This is a genomic window from Novimethylophilus kurashikiensis (assembly GCF_003112435.1).
Classification (GTDB): domain Bacteria; phylum Pseudomonadota; class Gammaproteobacteria; order Burkholderiales; family Methylophilaceae; genus Novimethylophilus; species Novimethylophilus kurashikiensis.
Genome location: NZ_BDOQ01000019.1, coordinates 102491 through 118616 on the forward strand (window position 1 = coordinate 102491; position 16126 = coordinate 118616).

Genomic DNA, 16126 nt, shown 5'->3' on the forward strand with positions numbered 1-16126 from the left:
ATTAGGGCGGTTGCCCGAAGTATTGCAGGAGGCGTCATGCCTGAATCTCATACATCTGGTCCTGGACGGCGGCAGCGGTCCCCTTCCCGCAAGAAGTTCTCCTTGCCCCGAGATCGCGCATTGGCTGAGCTGCTCAGTCACTTTGGCGTCGAGCGCTTACGTCCTGGGCAGGTAGAGGTGATCGAGAGCGTGCTGGATGCGCGAGACACTTTAGCCATCATGCCGACGGGTGGTGGCAAGTCGCTGTGCTATCAGCTTCCGGCACTTATCATGCCGGGGACGACCGTGGTGGTCTCTCCGCTGATTGCGCTCATGAAGGATCAGGCCGAAAAGCTCGATATGAAGGGATTGCAGCCGAGCAGGTGAACAGCACGCTCAAGGCTGACGAGGAGCATCAGGCGCTGCGCAATATCGAAAAGTCTCGCAGCGAGATCGTCTTCGTGACCCCCGAACGTCTACAGGACGAAGATTTCATGGCGCGGTTGCAAGGCCTTCATATCGATCTTTTCGTGGTGGACGAGGCGCATTGTATTTCGCAGTGGGGCCGCGACTTTCGGCCGGCATTCCTGCATTTGTCGCATGCAATCCGTCAGCTCGGTCGCCCTCCCGTACTGGCACTGACCGCAACGGCAACCGAGGAAGTTGCTCGAGATATCGGGGAGCAACTGCAAATGAGAGTGCCGCGGGTCGTCAACCTCGGCATTTATCGCGACAGCCTCCAGTATCGTGTCGTGCCGGTGACAAGCGAAAAGGAGCGGAGAGCCCAGGCGCTCGCATTAGCGAGAGAAACACCGGGTTGCGGCATCATATATGCCGCGACGGTGAAAGCTGTGGAGGACGTGTTTGATGTGTTGCTTGAAGTGGGGGAATCGGTCACGCGGTATCACGGCAAGCTGAACGCGAGGCAGCGAGCCGAGAACCAGGAGCAGTTCATGCGTGGTGAGGCCCGGATCATGGTGGCGACTAATGCCTTTGGGATGGGTATCGATAAACCGGATATCAGATTTGTGATCCATTACCAGCTGCCGGCTAACCTGGAAACCTATTATCAAGAATCAGGTAGGGCCGGGCGTGACGGCAAGCCGGCGCAATGCCTGCTGATTTACTTGCCTCAGGATAAGCGGTTGCAGCAGTTTTTTCTGGCAAAGGCGATGCCTGAGGCGGCAGATTTGAAGCGTATCTACGAGGTGCTTCAGCAATGGGGGACGGGGGAAGAACCTAAGCAGCAGCGCTGGAGGAAAAGGTGGCAGAACTCCCGACGGCGCGATTGCGGGTAGCGCTCAACCTGCTGAAAGAAGCCAAATTGATTAGGCAGTCACGTGATGCCAGGCTGCATTTGACGAAGCGCCAACCCAAACCTGAACAATTCGAGCAACTGGCGGATCAACATCGTGTGCATCTGGAGAACGATAAAGAAGCGCTCGAGCGCATGATCGGCTATGCACAGAGCGGGTTTTGCCGTTGGAAGGTGTTGATGACGTACTTTGGTGAGGAAGCTTTTGACCAGTGTGGCGGTTGCGACAATTGCCTGCATCCGCCTTCCGCCCTCGTGGAAACGGCAGAGACTAAGGATGAGTCCAGCAGCGAAGAGGCGGCCGAAGTTAAGGAAGTCTTTACACCCGGCATGATGGTAAAGGCGCCTAAATACGGGCAAGGGCAGGTGCAAGCACAAGTTGGAGAGCAAGTGACGGTGCTGTTCCCCGACAACGAAACGCGGACCTTTTTGAGCACCTACCTGAAGCCGGTATAGCACCAATAAAAACGCGGCTCTCAAGGGAGCCGCGTTTGAAATAGACGGGTGACTGCTAGCGATTAGACGTTGAAACGGAAGTGCATGACGTCGCCGTCCTGCACTACGTACTCCTTGCCTTCCAGGCGCATCTTGCCGGCTTCCTTGGCACCTTGCTCGCCTTTGCATGCCACGAAGTCTTCATAGCCGATCACTTCGGCGCGGATGAAGCCTTTTTCGAAATCGGTGTGGATGACTCCGGCGGCTTGCGGGGCGGTATCGCCCTTGTGGATGGTCCAGGCGCGTACTTCCTTCACTCCCGCCGTGAAGTACGTTTGCAGGCCCAAAAGATCGTAAGCGGCGCGAATGACGCGGTCCAGGCCGGGTTCTTCCAGGCCCATTTCGGACAGGAACAAGGTTTTGTCTTCGTCGTCCAGATCGGCGATTTCCGCTTCGATCTTGGCGCAAATCGCGACCACGGGGGCGTGTTCTTGCTTGCCCAAGTCTTGAACGCGAGCCAGCAGCGGATTATCGCTAAAGCCGTCTTCGTTGACGTTGGCGAGATACATGACCGGCTTGACGGTAATCAGGCAGAGCGGCTTGAGCATTACCAACTGCTCTTTGTCCAAGCCCAGGGTGCGCACCATCTTGCCTTCGTCGAGGTGCTTCTGCACTTTTTCCAGCAAAGCACACAAAGCAATCGCCTCCTTGTCGCCGGACTTGGCTTTCTTGCTTTCGCGGGCGATGGTTTTTTCCACCGTTTCCATGTCGGCGAGTGCGAGTTCGGTATTGATGACTTCGATATCGGAGAGCGGATCGACCTTGCCGGCCACGTGCACGACGTTGCCGTCCTCGAAACAACGCACGACGTGGGCAATGGCGTCGGTTTCGCGGATGTTGGCGAGGAATTTGTTGCCGAGACCTTCGCCCTTGGATGCACCGGCGACCAGGCCTGCGATATCGACGAACTCAACGATGGCCGGCTGCGTCTTTTGCGGTTTGACGATATCGATCAGCGGATTCATGCGGGGGTCGGGCACTTCCACGATGCCGACATTGGGCTCAATCGTGCAGAACGGATAGTTTTCTGCGGCAATGCCTGCCTTGGTGATGGCGTTGAACAGGGTGGACTTGCCGACATTGGGCAAACCGACGATACCGCATTTCATATTCTGGAATTCCTCAAACTGAAAGAATGCGCGCCATGGCGACCCGGGATAGACTTCGGCCGACGCGAAAAGGGGCTATTGTACCTTGCGAGGGGAGTGGCGCCAAAACTTTGAATAATAAAGAAGCCTGCATCTCTAGGCAGAAAGATGCAGGCGTTCTCGCCGGAGAAGCAGGCTATTTTTGATCGACCGAAAGATGGTCGTGCTTGGCGTGCGGATGGCGTTGCTTGAAGCCGGTGATCATGGAGGCGATCAAGTTTTCCTTGAGCAACACGCTTTCAACCAGCACGCCGGTCACGTGGGTGCCGACCAGCGCGAGCCAGGTCCAGGCCAGCGTCTTGTGGATTTCGCCGATACCGTCCGCCCAATCGAAATAGGCTTCGTAGAAGTGCAAGATACCGGTTGCAATCGTGGATAACCCGACGACCAGCATGCCGTAGATGACCAGGCTGCCTGCTGGATTATGGCCGATGAAGCGTTTGGCGTGGCCGGTGATGGATTGCCAGGCGTAGCGAATCCCTGCGATGGGGCGAAACGGAAACTTGGCGAAGTTGCAGTAACCCTTGGCCGTGATGCCCCAGACAATACGCGCGATCATCAGTACAGCGGCCAGATAGCCGGCTTTGACATGGATGCCTTCATACCAAAGGCTTTCGCTGGTCAGAAAGGCCACGGTAAAACACGTAACCAATAGCCAGTGGGTGGTGCGAATAAATAGACTCCAGACATAGAGCATGGTCGTCTCCTAGTAATGCAAAAACAGTCGAATTAAAAGCAAGTTGAATGCCAATTGCCGAACAGGCTACAACCCTGTCAAAAAGAGTTGTAACTGAATAGCTTAGTAAAAAAGTATGACATTAGTTTGAAGTTTGGCCGCGTGGACCATGGTTGGTTTTGGTGCGCCTAGTGCTTTCTGGTGTGCAGCTTAAGCATGGCGGCTTCAAATTCGCCGGAGAGCAGTTGCGGGAGCAATGCCATGCTGTCGTCAATGGTGCTCTGGATCAATTGCGCCTCATCGCGCGAGGGTGCATGCAGAACGAAATTGACCACGGCGCTACGCTCGCCGGGATGCCCGATGCCGAGGCGCAAGCGCCAATAATCTGGCGTGCCGAGATGGGCTGTGATGTCTTTCAAGCCGTTATGACCGCCGTTGCCGCCGCCTTTTTTCAGCTTCGCTGTTCCTGGCGGGATATCGAGCTCGTCGTGGACGACCAGAATGTTTTGCGGAGCGATGCGGTAAAACTTGGCGAGGGCGCCTACTGAGCGACCGCTGGCATTCATAAAGGTCGTGGGTTGCAGCAACCAGACTTCCTTGCCGTTTACCTTGAGCTTGCCGATCTTCCCGAAGAATTTGGATTCGGTGTTGAGGCTAACGCCGTGGCTGCGGCAGATCTCATCGATCCACCAAAAACCGGCATTGTGGCGGGTATCTTCATACTCGGAACCGGGATTACCCAAACCGACCAGCAGTTGAATGCCTTCGCTCATATCGATCTCTTGAAATGAAAAACGCGCGACCGGCGGACCGGACGCGCGTCGTTTCTACTCGTTGCGTCCTACTTATTCCGCAGCAGCAGCTTCGTCGGCCACAGCACCGCGCGGCTTGGTCACGGATGCGACAGCGGAGTCGTCGCCGTGAGCCAGCTTCACGAATTCAACGCCCTTGGGCAGCTTGATTTCGTGCAGGTGAATGGTCTGGCCGGCTTCCATCTTGCCGAGGTCGACTTCGATGAACTCAGGCAGATCCTTGGCCAGGCAGCTTACGTCGGCTTCGGTCAGGATGTGGGTGACGATACCGCCACCGGTCTTCACGCCAGGAGCGGTGTCAGCGTTCACGAAGTGGAGCGGAACCTTGACGTGGATCTTTTCGGTGGTGCTGACGCGTTGGAAATCGATGTGAGCGATTTCGGTGCGCACGGGGTGCATCTGGTAGTCGCGCAGCAGCACGGGTTCCTTCTTGCCATCCAGGTTCAGCGTGAGGATGGAAGCGTGGAAAGCTTCGTGACGGAACTGCAGGAACAGTGCCTTGTGATCCAGTTCGATGGAAGCGGCGTCCTTGCCACCACCGTAAACGATGCCCGGCACTTTGCCAGCGCGGCGCAGGCGGCGGCTCGCTCCGGTACCCTTGCTATCGCGCGAATTGGCGATGATTTCAATAGTCATGTCTAACTCCTAAAGTTAAAAAAGCCGTCCGCGACCAGACGGCTGCTTATTCGGCCTGTACTTGTTAGTACAAGCCAGAATTCTTTACTCCATAAACAGCGAGCTTACCGAATCCTCGCGGCTGATGCGGCGGATGGTTTCGGCCAGAAGCTCGGCGGCGGAAAGCTGGCGGATTTTGCCGCACTCGATGGCTTCCTGACGCAATGGAATGGTATTGGTAACGACCAGTTCATCCAGTGCAGAATCAGTAATGCGCGGGATGGCTGTGCCGGACAGCACTGGGTGCGTACAGTAAGCGACAACCTTTACGGCGCCTTGCGCCTTCAACGCAGCTGCAGCTTCGCACAACGTATTGGCGGTATCGACCATGTCGTCCATGATGACGCAGGTACGGCCAGCCACGTCGCCGATGATGTGCATCACCTTAGCAACATTGGGCTTGGGACGGCGTTTATCGATGATGGCCAGGTCGGAATTCAGTTGCTTGGCGAGCGCACGTGCTCGCACCACGCCGCCGACGTCGGGGGAAACGACCACCAGGTTGGGGTAGTTATGTTTCCACACGTCGCCCAGCAAAATCGGCGAGGCATAAATGTTGTCGACGGGAATATCGAAGAAGCCCTGGATCTGGTCGGAGTGCAGATCCATGGTCAGCAAGCGGTCGATGCCGACGGAGGTCAGCATGTTAGCCACCACCTTGGCGGTGATCGCCACACGGGCAGAGCGCGGACGGCGATCCTGGCGTGCATAGCCGAAGTAGGGGATCGCGGCGGTAATGCGAGCCGCAGAAGAGCGGCGCAGCGCATCCACCATGACCAGTACTTCCATCAAGCTGTCGTTGGTCGGCATGCACGTGGACTGGAGGACGAAAACGTCCTTGCCGCGAACGTTTTCCAGCAACTCCACCATGACTTCGCCATCGCTGAAGCGGCCAACGGTGGCCTTGCCCAGGTCGATATTGAGGTGACTGACGACCTCCTCGGCGAGCCGTGGGTTGGCGTTGCCCGTAAAGACCATCATCTCCCCGTTAGCCACTGCGCAATCCTTTTTCTCAGTCGATTAAAAACAAAAAGCGTGTAGTTTCTCTACACGCTCTCTTTGATTGTATGGCTGGGGAGGAAGGATTCGAACCTTCGCATGCCGGAATCAAAATCCGGTGCCTTAACCAGCTTGGCGACTCCCCAATTGTTCATTTGCATTTTCCCGGAGAGGATGAATGTCCAATCCTTGTGCCGCAAACCCGCGCATTCCGCTCGGCTTTTCCGCTACTACTTTATTCGCGGCTTCCATCGAGGGAAGCTCCACAAACACGCTAGCACCAGAGCCCGACATTCTAGCATCTCCGAACTGCTTTAGCCAGTCCAAAGCCGCTGCGACTTCGGGGTACATGCTGCACACCACGGGTTCCAGGTCATTATGACCGTAGCCCTTGGAAAAGGCCGCTATTTTCGCGAGTCTCGTATCCCTTGTCAATTCCTTTTTTGAAAAAATTGCGGGGGTCGAGACGTGGATATTCGGCGTCAACACGGCGTAACAAGCCGGTTCCAGCTTGATGGGCTGGAGTTTTTCCCCGATTCCTTCCGCCCAGGCGCTTTCGCCGAAAACGAATACAGGAACGTCAGCGCCGAGTTGCAATCCCAGGTCGATAAGTTGCTGGCGCGAGAGGTTCAGGCCCCATAGGCGGTTGAGCGCGAGCAAGACAGTAGCAGCGTCCGAACTGCCGCCGCCAAGGCCTCCCCCCATTGGGATGTGTTTGGTCACTTGTATATCTGCGCCCAAGGTGCAGCCGGTTGTCTGTTTGAGCAGTTGCGCGGCACGGATGGCGAGGTCGATCGCTTCGGGCACGCCCTCGACATGGTTCAGGCGCCGGATTTCCCCGTCCTGACGCACCTCGATTTCAACGGTGTCGCCGTAGTTCAGGAATCGGAACACGCTTTGCAGCAGGTGATAGCCATCGTCCCGGCGACCGACGACGTGCAGAAATAGATTGAGCTTTGCCGGCGCAAGAAAGGCTTGCAGCATTATTGGCTTTCGACGTGCCAGTTTTCCACGACTAGCTTGAGGTCGAGCTTGCGGCTTTTCAGGACAATCTTGGTGGGTAGCTCGAAACCCTGGTTCTGGTAAGTGGGGTACTCGATATCCCATCCCTGTTGGCGGAGTTTGCTGATACGACCTGCGGTATCCCAGGCGAGGATTTCGGCGTCGCCCTTGGTGGGGCGGCCGAGCGCCCAATCGGGCAGTCCACGCAGAGGCAGGCTCCAGCCCAGCGTTTGCTGCGTCAGGGTTTCGGCATCCGCTGCGTGATAGGTTTTCTGGCTGGTGGTGAGCGTGACGCCGTTTGCGTCGGCTTCCAATTCGCCGAGCTGGGTGCCTAGCGGCGAGTAGAAGGCGATGGTGTCGCCGTCGTTGCGATGGTGCCAGCGCATGGTGCCGGAGAATCCCTTGGTTTCGGTCAGCACCCCGATGCGTCCTTCCAGGCCGAAGTTTTCAATGGCTGCGAGATGCTCAAGGTGAACCCGGTATGCCACGGGTTCGACCGGTTTCTGTTCTGCGGATTTTTGCTGGACGGGAAGGGCGCTGCAGCCTGCAAGCAGCAGCGCCGGAATCAGTCGCAACCACATCACTTCATGAATTTCTTGGAAGTGTTGAGGAGCGTCTCGTTGTCCGGGAAGGCGTGCAGGGCTTCGTTCCAGGTTTTGACAGCCTCGTCGTGCTTGCCTTGCTGCCACAAGACCTCGCCTAGATGGGCTGCGATTTCCGGGTCGGCTTGTACCGAGTAGGCGCGCTTGAGGTAATCGGCTGCCTGGGTCAATTGACCGCGACGGTATTTCACCCACCCCATGCTGTCCAGCACATAGTAGTCGCCCGGGCTCAGCGCCAAGGCTTTCTCGATCAGCTTCTGTGCTTCATCCAGGCGCTCGTTCCGGTCTGCCAACGAGTAGCCCAGGGCATTGTAGGCATGCCACATCTCCGGCTTCAGCACGATAAGCTTGCGCAGCTCGTGTTCCATGACATCGAAGCGATGAACGCGCTCGGCGGCCATGGCATAGTCATAGATGAGGTCCGGGCTGTTGGGCAGGGTTTCGACGGCCTGCTTGAGCAGGTCGAATGCTTCTTGCGGGCGCTTGGCCTGAACCAGCAAGTTGGCTTCAGTCTGGAGTGCTACCACGCGCTGCTCATTGGTCAGGTTGGGAATCTCGGCGATACGCTTGCGTGCTTCTTCGACTTTACCCTGCTGGGCGATCAGCGAGGCGGAACGCAGTTGAGCGTCGAGGTACTGGTTGCTGTCCTCGCCGACCTTGCCGTACCACTCCTGTGCCTTGGCGAGGTCTTTCTGGCGCTCGGCGATTTGCCCCAGATAAATATAGATCTGGTCGGGCTCTTTGTAATTGAGCGTCAGGGCTTTCTTGAAGTTGGTTTCGGCCTCGGCCAGGTCTTCCATTTGCACGTTGAGCAAGCCGACGACGACATGCATCTCGGCATTCTCAGGAGCATCCTCGATCAGCTGCTCGAATTGCTGCTTGGCTGGCTCGAACTGCTTTTCATTGACCAGCAGCTTGGCGTAAGCGAGGCGAACTTCGTTGCTGTGTGGGTTTGTTTCGAGAAAGTCATGGTAGAACTGCAAGGCATCCTTTGGGCCTTTGCGCATCAAGACCTGGGCCTTGAGCAGGGCGGCTGGCTCCCAGCCTGGGTTGAGCTTGTCCGCGGTTTGCAATTCGCTCAAGGCGAGCTTGTCCTGCTCTGCGGTCCAGGCAGCATGGGCGATGGCGAAGTGGGCTTCGGGCAACTCAGGATAAGGTTTGGCCAGGTCCTGCATGAGCTTGAGGACGGCGTTCTTGTCCGGCACCCGGCTGAACATCCCCACCATATATAAGAAGGCCGCGGCATGGTCGTCTTCGCCGGCGATGAGTTTTTGCAGCGGTTGCCGGAGCTCCGACACCTTGCCGGATGCGATCAATAGCTGCGTGAGAACCTGGTAGCCTTCCTTGGCGTTGGGATCGAGTTCGACCCAAAGGCTAGCGGCCCGCAAAGCCATGGCTTGCTGGTTGCCGTAGAGGGCTGCGCGGGTGGCACGTTCTGCTAGCCGGGGATCGCGCGTGCTTTTGGCAAGGTCGAGCATGACGGCGCCGGCAAGACCCAATTCCCCGCGCTGCCCCGCGATCTCGCCTAGAAGATACTTATAAACGAATTCTGCAGTGAGTCCGGAAGTACTGTTGGTTGCGACGGTTTTAGGTGCGGCCGTTTGTTTTGCATTGTCGGCCAGTACCCCTGTAGAACCCAGCGCCAACGTCAGCGTAATGAGGGGCACATAAAAAAGTTTGCGTTGCATACGGTGATTTTTCCGAAATTGGCTCGTGGGCTTTGACCATGGCACAAGCCAAGGGTTTCGTATAGTATAAGCAACCGGTTCGGATTGCCACAAGCGCGGTTAAGCCCGCGCTTTTTTGTATCTAGAATCCAGATATTTCAAGCTCGCTTGACAAGATTCAAGCGATTTTTTAACTTAGCAACCCCCTTCTGGACCACATAGATCGATATGGATAATGTGACTGTCGAGGCCGATGCGCTGAACCGCGTATACGGCAGCAACGCTGTGGTACGCGACGTGAATTTCAGCCTGCGCAAGGGCGAAGTTCTCGGTTTCCTCGGCCCTAACGGTGCCGGCAAATCCACCACGATGAAAATGCTTACCGGCAATCTCGCGCCGACATCCGGCAGCGTCAAGATTTGCGGTATCGATATCATCGAACAGCCCAAGGAAGCCAAGGCGCTCATCGGCTATCTGCCGGAAACGCCGCCGCTCTATAAGGAGCTGACGGTCGATGAAATGCTGACCCTGTCAGCCCGTCTGCACGGTGTAGCACGCGGCAGCGTGAAGAAGGCCGTCGAATCCGCCAAGGAGCGTTGCGGGCTGACCGAGATGAGCAAACGCCTCATTGACAACCTGTCCAAGGGCTACCAGCAACGCGTGGGCATCGCCCAGGCCATCATCCACAACCCGATGGTCGTCATCCTTGACGAACCCACCGTCGGTCTCGATCCGATCCAGATTCGCGATATCCGTGCCCTGATCAAGGAATTGGGCGGCGAGCACAGCGTGATCCTGTCCACCCACATCCTCCCGGAAGTCGAAATGGTGTGCGACCACGTGCAGATCATTCACAAGGGTCAACTGGTGTTCAACGGCTCCATCGACGTGCTTAAGCAGCAACGTCACGGCAACCGCCTACTGCTCGGCTTGACCAATGCGCCTGATACGGAAGAACTTCTCAAGATCGACGGCGTCGTAAGCGTTGAGCCGGCGGCTAACGGCCTACTGCGCCTGCGCTATGCCGAAGGTGCTGCGCCCGCCGAACGCATCGTGCAATCGGCCGTAAACAACAATTGGGGGCTTTACCAGATCAATCCCGATCAGACCAGCCTGGAAGAAGTGTTCATGCAGCTCACTTACCAGGAAGCGGCTGCTAACTAATTCGCGTTAATTCAACGGAACCGCAATCATGATTCTTACCGTCGCCGGCAAGGAACTCAAAGCCATGTTCTCGTCCCCCATGGGATGGGTCATCCTGGCCTTGCTCCAGTTTATATTCGGGACTTTCTTCCTGGTCGGCATCGACCAGTACTTCCAGACCATGTCCGGCATGATCCGCCCGGAACAACGCGTCGGCGTCACCGAATTCGTGGGGCATAACGTGTTCAGCATGGCCTCATTCATCATGCTGTTTGCCGTGCCGCTGCTGTCCATGCGCCTAATCAGCGAAGAGCGCAAGAATCAGACCTTGCCGTTCCTGTTCAGCGCACCGTTGTCGTTGACGGAAATCGTGCTGGGCAAGTTCTTCGGACTGGTGAGCTTCCTCACGGTGATGATCGCCATCATCGGCGTGATGATCTCCTCGCTGAATATCTGGGCGGAGCTTGATTTTGGCTACGTGGTCGCCAACCTGATCGGCCTGTGGCTCCTGGTCGCGAGCTTCTCTGCATTGGGTATCTTCGTGTCCAGTCTGACGCAGCAACCCATCATCGCCGCCATCATTACCTTCGTGGCCTTGTTCGGCTTGCTGATCCTAGATTACTTTTTCGCCAGCGATCCCAACAGCACGTTGAACTACCTGTCGCTGCTGCGCCATTTCGAACCGTTCTCGCGCGGTCTGATCGATACCCGCGATCTGGCTTATTTCGCGTTGTTCATCCTGACTTTCCTGACGTTCACGGTGCGCCGCCTCGATGCGGACCGCCTGCGCGGCTAACCGGGGCTTTAGACGATTATGAAGATCAACCGCAAACTGCGCATTCAGCTGTTCATGCAGAACAGCATTTTCGTGGTCCTGTTCCTGGCCCTGGTCGGGCTGGTGGGCTACTTGTCCTACGAGTTCCACGGCTCGCGCGACATTACCCAAAGTGCCCGCAACACGCTTACCGAGGGTAGCGTGAATGTCTTGAAGCAGATGAAGGGCCCGGTCAGTATTACGGTCTACGCATCCAACGACGATACCTACCGCAAGGGCATCGTCGACTTCGTGACGCGCTACCAGCGCGCCAAGCGAGACATCCAGTTCAAGTTCGTCAATCCGGCCGAAAACCCCAAGCAGGCGCAAGAAGCCGGCGTTCGTGCCGAAGGCGAGTTCGTCGTCGAATATAAGAGCAAGAGCGAACATCTGCTGCCGCCCATCGTCGAGCAGGATATGACCAACCTGCTGGTGCGCTTGTCCCGCGAGAAGTCGCGCAACGTGATGTTCCTGGATGGTCACGGCGAGCGTCGCCTCAACGGCCTCAAGAACTTCGACCTGGGCGATTTCGGTAAGCAGTTGGAAAAGAAGGGCTTCAAGCTCTCTAACCCCGACTTGACCTTGTCGCCGGATGTGCCTGCCAACGGCGCGATGTTGGTGATCGCAAGTCCGCAGGTGGATATTCCTGAAATCGAAGTCAACAAGATCAAGAAGTACATCGCAGAAGGCGGCAATCTGTTCTGGCTCATCGACCAGGACTCCATGCACGGCCTGATGCCCATCGCCGAGCAGCTCGGTCTGCAATTGACGCCGGGCATCGTGGTGGACCCGATGGCTGCGCAATATGGCGGCGACTACAAGATGGCCTTCGGCGTGCAGTACGGCGATCACCCGATTACCCAGGGCTTCGGTCTGCGTACGCTGTTCCCGATGGCCCGCCAGATCGATTCCAACGGCCAGGATCGCGGCTGGACGGTTTCCCACCTGGTAGACGTTTCTGCCACTGGTTGGCTGGAAACCAGCCCCATCGAGGGTACGCCGAAATTCGATGCTAAGACTGACGTAGGCGGCCCGATCAATATCGCGGTGGCGCTTGAGCGCAAGATCGAAAACAAGGACCAGCGCGTGGTGGTAGTCGGCAGCGGCGGTTTCCTGGCCAATACTTTCCTGGGTAACGGTGGCAACCTCGATCTCGGCGTCAACATGATCAACTGGCTGGCCGGCGACGATAACCTCATCACCATCCAGCCGCGTCCGCTCAAGGATGTGAACATCACCATCCCGCCGGGGGACAAGATTCTGGCGATCCTGATCTTCTTCGGCTTCCGTCTCGGCCTGCCGATTGTGCTGCTGATCACTGGTGTCGTCATCTGGCTGAAGCGCCGCAAGAGATAAGCGAGGGCAGGTATGAAATCTCGTTGGATCGTTAACCTGGTATTGCTGCTGTTGGTGGCCGGCATTGCCGCTTTCCTGTACCTGCGGCCGAAAACTGCGGATCAGAAGCCGACAAGCTATGCGTTGTCGCAGCTCAACCCCAACAAGTTCGAGCATTTGAACATCGAAGTGCCGGGCAAGAAGCCGGTAGTGCTGGAGAAGCAAGGCGGCCGCTGGCGCTTGCTCGAGCCGGCCAAAGGCCGTGCGGATCTAGCCTCCGTTGGGCGCGTGCTGTCGTTGGCGATTGCCTCTTCGGCAGAGAAGTTTCCGGCAACGGACCTCACCCGCTTCGGTCTCGACCATCCGGCATTGACCGTGCGCATGGACAACGAGGAATTCACTTTCGGCATGTATCACCCGGTGACGGGCGACCAGTACATCAAGTACAAGGGTGCCGTGTACCTGCTGCCGACCATGTTCTCGGAAGGCGCCTCCATGCAGCCGCTGGAGTTCCTGGACAAGCATCCGCTGGACCTCAACGAAGAGATCGTTGGCTTTGATTTCTCCGGCCTGGAGCAATGGGAAAAATCCCGCCTCTCCATGCAACTTGAAAACGGCAAGTGGAAGGTTTCCGCACCTGATGCCAAGCCCAAGCAGGATGAACTGAAGGAATGGTTCTCCAATAACTGGCAGCAGTTGACGGCCAAGTCGGTCGAACCCGCCAAGCTGGACGGACATCCGCAGCCCTGGTTCTCGGTCAAGCTCAAGAGCGGCAAGGTGGTGAAGTTCCTCAAGTTGCAAGAGTCGCCCGAACTCCTGCTGGTGCGCGAGGATGAAGGCTTGCTTTACCACTTCTCGCAAGACACCGGCTTTACCATCCTCAATCCGCCAGTCGGCTACAAGGAATAAGGCCTCTCCGTGCCTGAGTTGCCCGAGGTCGAGACAACGCGCCGAGGGCTGCTCGGCGTCGTTGGTCAGCGCATCGATCAGGTCGTCATCCGCGACCATCGCCTGCGCTGGCCCATCCCTCTCTCACTTCCAGAAATTCTTAAAGACCAGCATTGGCTTGAGCTAGACCGCCGCGCCAAATACATCCTGGCGCGCTGCGAGCGCGGCACTTTGCTGCTGCACCTCGGTATGTCGGGGCGGCTCTGTCTTCTAGCGGGCGACGAGCCTGCGCAGAAGCACGACCATATCGACATCGTGTTCGAAAGCGGCCAGCGCGTGCGTCTGCGCGATCCGCGTCGGTTCGGCGCCGTGTTATGGCTGGAGGGAGATCCCTTGCAACACTCGCTGTTAGCCAGCCTGGGCCCGGAGCCACTGGAAGATGCGTTCGATGGCGCTTATTTGTACCGAGAAACGCGTACTCGCAGCGCACCGATCAAAACCGTCATCATGGACAGCCATCTCGTCGTGGGCGTCGGTAATATCTATGCGAGCGAATCGTTGTTCCGTGCAGGCATTAATCCCAAGATTCCCGCAAACAAGCTCAGCAAACCTCGTTGCGAGCGATTGGTGGCGGAAATCAAAGCCACGTTGACCGATGCCCTTGCCGCGGGGGGTAGCAGCTTGCGGGATTTCTTCGGCGCGGATGGAAATCCGGGATATTTTCAGCAGACGTATTTCGTCTACGGGCGGACGGATGAGCCATGCCGAGTGTGCGGCGGGGCCGTGAGGATAATCAAGCAGGGGCAGCGCTCGACTTTTTATTGTCCAAAATGCCAGCGCTGATTGGCCATCCTAAACTAATCGCCGGTTTGTGAACTGGACACATCCAGACCAATTTAAGCGGCCTAAGAACTGTAGCGCAGGCGAGTCGCGGCCTGCGCTACAAATGGCGGTCCTCTTTACATCGGTAAGTTGTGCGAATTACTCGGGCCGATGCGTCACATGCGGCTGATGGGCGGCGTGTTCGTGCAGGTAATCGTGCGGCTCGACATGCGCCTCATGACCGAAGTAAGTGGGCATCAGCGAGCCAACAACCATCCCTAGCGTACTGGCGATCAGCCCGGCGAACTGAGCCGGAATCAGCGGGTCTTCCGGACCGACGAGGAGCACGGCAAGCCAGGTGCTCAAGCCTAGGAAGATCGACAGGAGGGCGCCCTGATTGGTCGCGCGCTTCCAGTACACCCCACATGCCAATGGTACGAATGCCATAACGAGCGTGACCTGATAGGCGTTCTCCACCATCTTGAAGATGCTCATCTTGGAATTCATCGCATAAAGCGTGACGAGTACCGTGAAAGTGAGCGTCACCACCCGCATCCAGTACAGCAGTTTCTGATCGCTCATCTTGCTCATCATCGGGCGCAGGATGTTCTCGGTAAACGTGACCGAAGGTGCCAATAGCGTGGCCGATGCACAGCTCTTGATGGCGGACAGCAGGGCGCCGAAGAACATCACCTGGGCAAACAACGGGGCGTGTTGCAGCACTAGGTTGGGCAGGATCATCTGCGGGTCGGCGTCGATGAATTTCTTGACCATCTTAGGATCGATGAGCGTGGCAGAATATGCCAGGAACATGGGTACAAAGGCGAAGATGAAATACAGGCTGCCGCCCAGGACCGAGCCCCAAATGGCGATTTTCTCGGTCTTGGAGGATTGCACGCGCTGGAAGACGTCTTGCTGCGGAATCGAACCGAACATCATGGTGATCCAGGCTGCTGCAAAGGCGATGACTTCCTTCAAATCCATCGTCGGCCAGAACGAGAACTTTCCAGCCTCGCTCGCATGCTGCACGACTGCCCCCACGCCGCCCACCATGCCGCTCACCTCGCCGCCGATATACAGCATGCCTACGCAGATGATGATCATCTGGAGGAAGTCGGTGATCGCTACCGCCCACATACCGCCGAACAAGGTATAGATGAGAATGGTACCGGAGCCGATCATCATGCCCATATGGCGACTGATCTCGCCGTTGGATACCACATTGAATACCAGTCCCAGCGCCGTGATTTGGGCGCCCACCCACCCCAGGTAGGAAATCACGATGGCGACGGTCGTCATCACCTCGACCTTTCGGCCGAAGCGTTTTTTGTAGAAATCGCCGATTGTCAGCAGATTCATGCGATAGAGTGGCGCGGCAAAGAACAAGCCGACCAGGATCAGGCACAGCGAGGAACCGAATGGATCGGCCACGACGCCGTGCAAGCCTTCCTGCAAGAAGGTGGCAGGAATGCCCAGTACGGTTTCCGATCCGAACCAGGTGGCGAATACTGTCGCCGTGACCATGTAAAAAGGAAGATGGCGCCCGGCAATGGCGAAATCCTTGGTGGTATGCACGCGGGAAGCGGCCCACAGGCCGATGCCGACGGAAATGACCCAGTAGGCGATAACGAACCAGAGAAGCACAAAAATCCTTTCCGGATAAGCTTAAATTGGCGTTATTCTAGCAATTTGCAAATAAAAGTCGGCGTTTACGATGAGCTTGGGAAGAATTTTTATTTCTTGCCCATATCTGA

The 16126-nt window shown here is 57.0% G+C and carries 17 protein-coding genes and 1 tRNA gene; 8 read left to right on the forward strand and 10 right to left on the reverse strand.

Annotated features, from left to right (window positions below; translation table 11 throughout):
• Window positions 1-36 precede the first annotated feature (36 nt).
• Genes NMK_RS18915 through NMK_RS18820 form a run of 3 tightly spaced genes read left to right on the forward strand, consistent with a single transcriptional unit; the run spans window position 37 to window position 1750 of the window.
• On the forward strand, window positions 37-366 hold the full coding sequence (locus NMK_RS18915) for a DEAD/DEAH box helicase (protein WP_265415778.1): 330 nt from the start codon (window positions 37-39) through the stop codon (window positions 364-366).
• Complete coding sequence (locus NMK_RS18815) at window positions 363-1277, forward strand: RecQ family ATP-dependent DNA helicase (protein ID WP_265415779.1); 915 nt, start codon at window positions 363-365, stop codon at window positions 1275-1277. Before NMK_RS18915 ends, NMK_RS18815 begins: the two co-directional genes overlap by 4 nt.
• Entirely contained in the window at window positions 1244-1750 is a 507-nt protein-coding gene (locus NMK_RS18820) for a DUF3553 domain-containing protein (protein ID WP_227871534.1), read from the forward strand. Before NMK_RS18815 ends, NMK_RS18820 begins: the two co-directional genes overlap by 34 nt.
• Window positions 1751-1812: 62 nt before the next feature.
• Here NMK_RS18820 and ychF read toward each other — a convergent pair whose 3' ends face one another.
• The 9 genes from ychF to NMK_RS15715 all read right to left on the reverse strand — a co-directional run bounded on the left by ychF (window position 1813) and on the right by NMK_RS15715 (window position 9391).
• Window positions 1813-2898, reverse strand: coding sequence for a redox-regulated ATPase YchF (ychF, locus tag NMK_RS15675; protein WP_109016705.1), 1086 nt, complete (start codon window positions 2896-2898; stop codon window positions 1813-1815).
• Window positions 2899-3073: 175 nt separating this feature from the next.
• Complete coding sequence (locus tag NMK_RS15680; RefSeq protein ID WP_109016706.1) at window positions 3074-3634, reverse strand: cytochrome b/b6 domain-containing protein; 561 nt, start codon at window positions 3632-3634, stop codon at window positions 3074-3076.
• Between the two features lie 167 nt (window positions 3635-3801).
• A complete protein-coding gene (gene pth, locus NMK_RS15685; protein WP_109016707.1) occupies window positions 3802-4386 on the reverse strand; it encodes an aminoacyl-tRNA hydrolase in 585 nt (194 codons plus the stop codon).
• A gap of 72 nt (window positions 4387-4458) precedes the next feature.
• On the reverse strand, window positions 4459-5061 hold the full coding sequence (locus tag NMK_RS15690) for a 50S ribosomal protein L25/general stress protein Ctc (RefSeq protein WP_109016708.1): 603 nt from the start codon (window positions 5059-5061) through the stop codon (window positions 4459-4461).
• 84 nt (window positions 5062-5145) lie between these two features.
• Window positions 5146-6081: a ribose-phosphate pyrophosphokinase gene (locus tag NMK_RS15695; RefSeq protein WP_181376320.1), complete on the reverse strand. Its 936-nt coding sequence runs from the start codon at window positions 6079-6081 to the stop codon at window positions 5146-5148.
• A gap of 87 nt (window positions 6082-6168) precedes the next feature.
• Window positions 6169-6245, reverse strand: a tRNA-Gln gene (locus NMK_RS15700).
• On the reverse strand, window positions 6223-7083 hold the full coding sequence (ispE, locus tag NMK_RS15705; RefSeq protein WP_109016710.1) for a 4-(cytidine 5'-diphospho)-2-C-methyl-D-erythritol kinase: 861 nt from the start codon (window positions 7081-7083) through the stop codon (window positions 6223-6225). Before ispE ends, NMK_RS15700 begins: the two co-directional genes overlap by 23 nt.
• Window positions 7083-7682 (reverse strand): lipoprotein insertase outer membrane protein LolB, encoded by a 600-nt coding sequence (gene lolB, locus NMK_RS15710; RefSeq protein WP_109016711.1) that lies wholly within the window; start codon window positions 7680-7682, stop codon window positions 7083-7085. Before lolB ends, ispE begins: the two co-directional genes overlap by 1 nt.
• Window positions 7682-9391: a tetratricopeptide repeat protein gene (locus tag NMK_RS15715; protein WP_109016712.1), complete on the reverse strand. Its 1710-nt coding sequence runs from the start codon at window positions 9389-9391 to the stop codon at window positions 7682-7684. The genes lolB and NMK_RS15715 overlap by 1 nt, the downstream gene beginning before the upstream one ends.
• Window positions 9392-9598: 207 nt before the next feature.
• Here NMK_RS15715 and NMK_RS15720 point away from each other — a divergent pair, with 207 nt between their 5' ends.
• Genes NMK_RS15720 through mutM form a run of 5 tightly spaced genes read left to right on the forward strand, consistent with a single transcriptional unit; the run spans window position 9599 to window position 14393 of the window.
• Window positions 9599-10534, forward strand: coding sequence for an ABC transporter ATP-binding protein (locus tag NMK_RS15720; protein ID WP_109016713.1), 936 nt, complete (start codon window positions 9599-9601; stop codon window positions 10532-10534).
• Between the two features lie 28 nt (window positions 10535-10562).
• Window positions 10563-11309: an ABC transporter permease gene (locus NMK_RS15725; RefSeq protein WP_109016714.1), complete on the forward strand. Its 747-nt coding sequence runs from the start codon at window positions 10563-10565 to the stop codon at window positions 11307-11309.
• Between the two features lie 18 nt (window positions 11310-11327).
• Window positions 11328-12683 (forward strand): GldG family protein, encoded by a 1356-nt coding sequence (locus tag NMK_RS15730; protein WP_109016715.1) that lies wholly within the window; start codon window positions 11328-11330, stop codon window positions 12681-12683.
• Window positions 12684-12695: 12 nt separating this feature from the next.
• Window positions 12696-13571 carry a DUF4340 domain-containing protein gene (locus NMK_RS15735; protein ID WP_109016716.1) on the forward strand — a complete coding sequence of 292 codons (876 nt, stop codon included), beginning with the start codon at window positions 12696-12698 and terminating at the stop codon, window positions 13569-13571.
• A 9-nt stretch (window positions 13572-13580) separates the two neighbouring features.
• Window positions 13581-14393, forward strand: coding sequence for a bifunctional DNA-formamidopyrimidine glycosylase/DNA-(apurinic or apyrimidinic site) lyase (gene mutM / locus NMK_RS15740; protein ID WP_109016717.1), 813 nt, complete (start codon window positions 13581-13583; stop codon window positions 14391-14393).
• Between the two features lie 138 nt (window positions 14394-14531).
• On the opposite strand, the gene NMK_RS15745 is transcribed toward mutM, so the two are convergent.
• Entirely contained in the window at window positions 14532-16016 is a 1485-nt protein-coding gene (locus NMK_RS15745; RefSeq protein ID WP_109016718.1) for a high affinity choline transporter 1, read from the reverse strand.
• Between the last annotated feature and the right edge of the window lie 110 nt (window positions 16017-16126).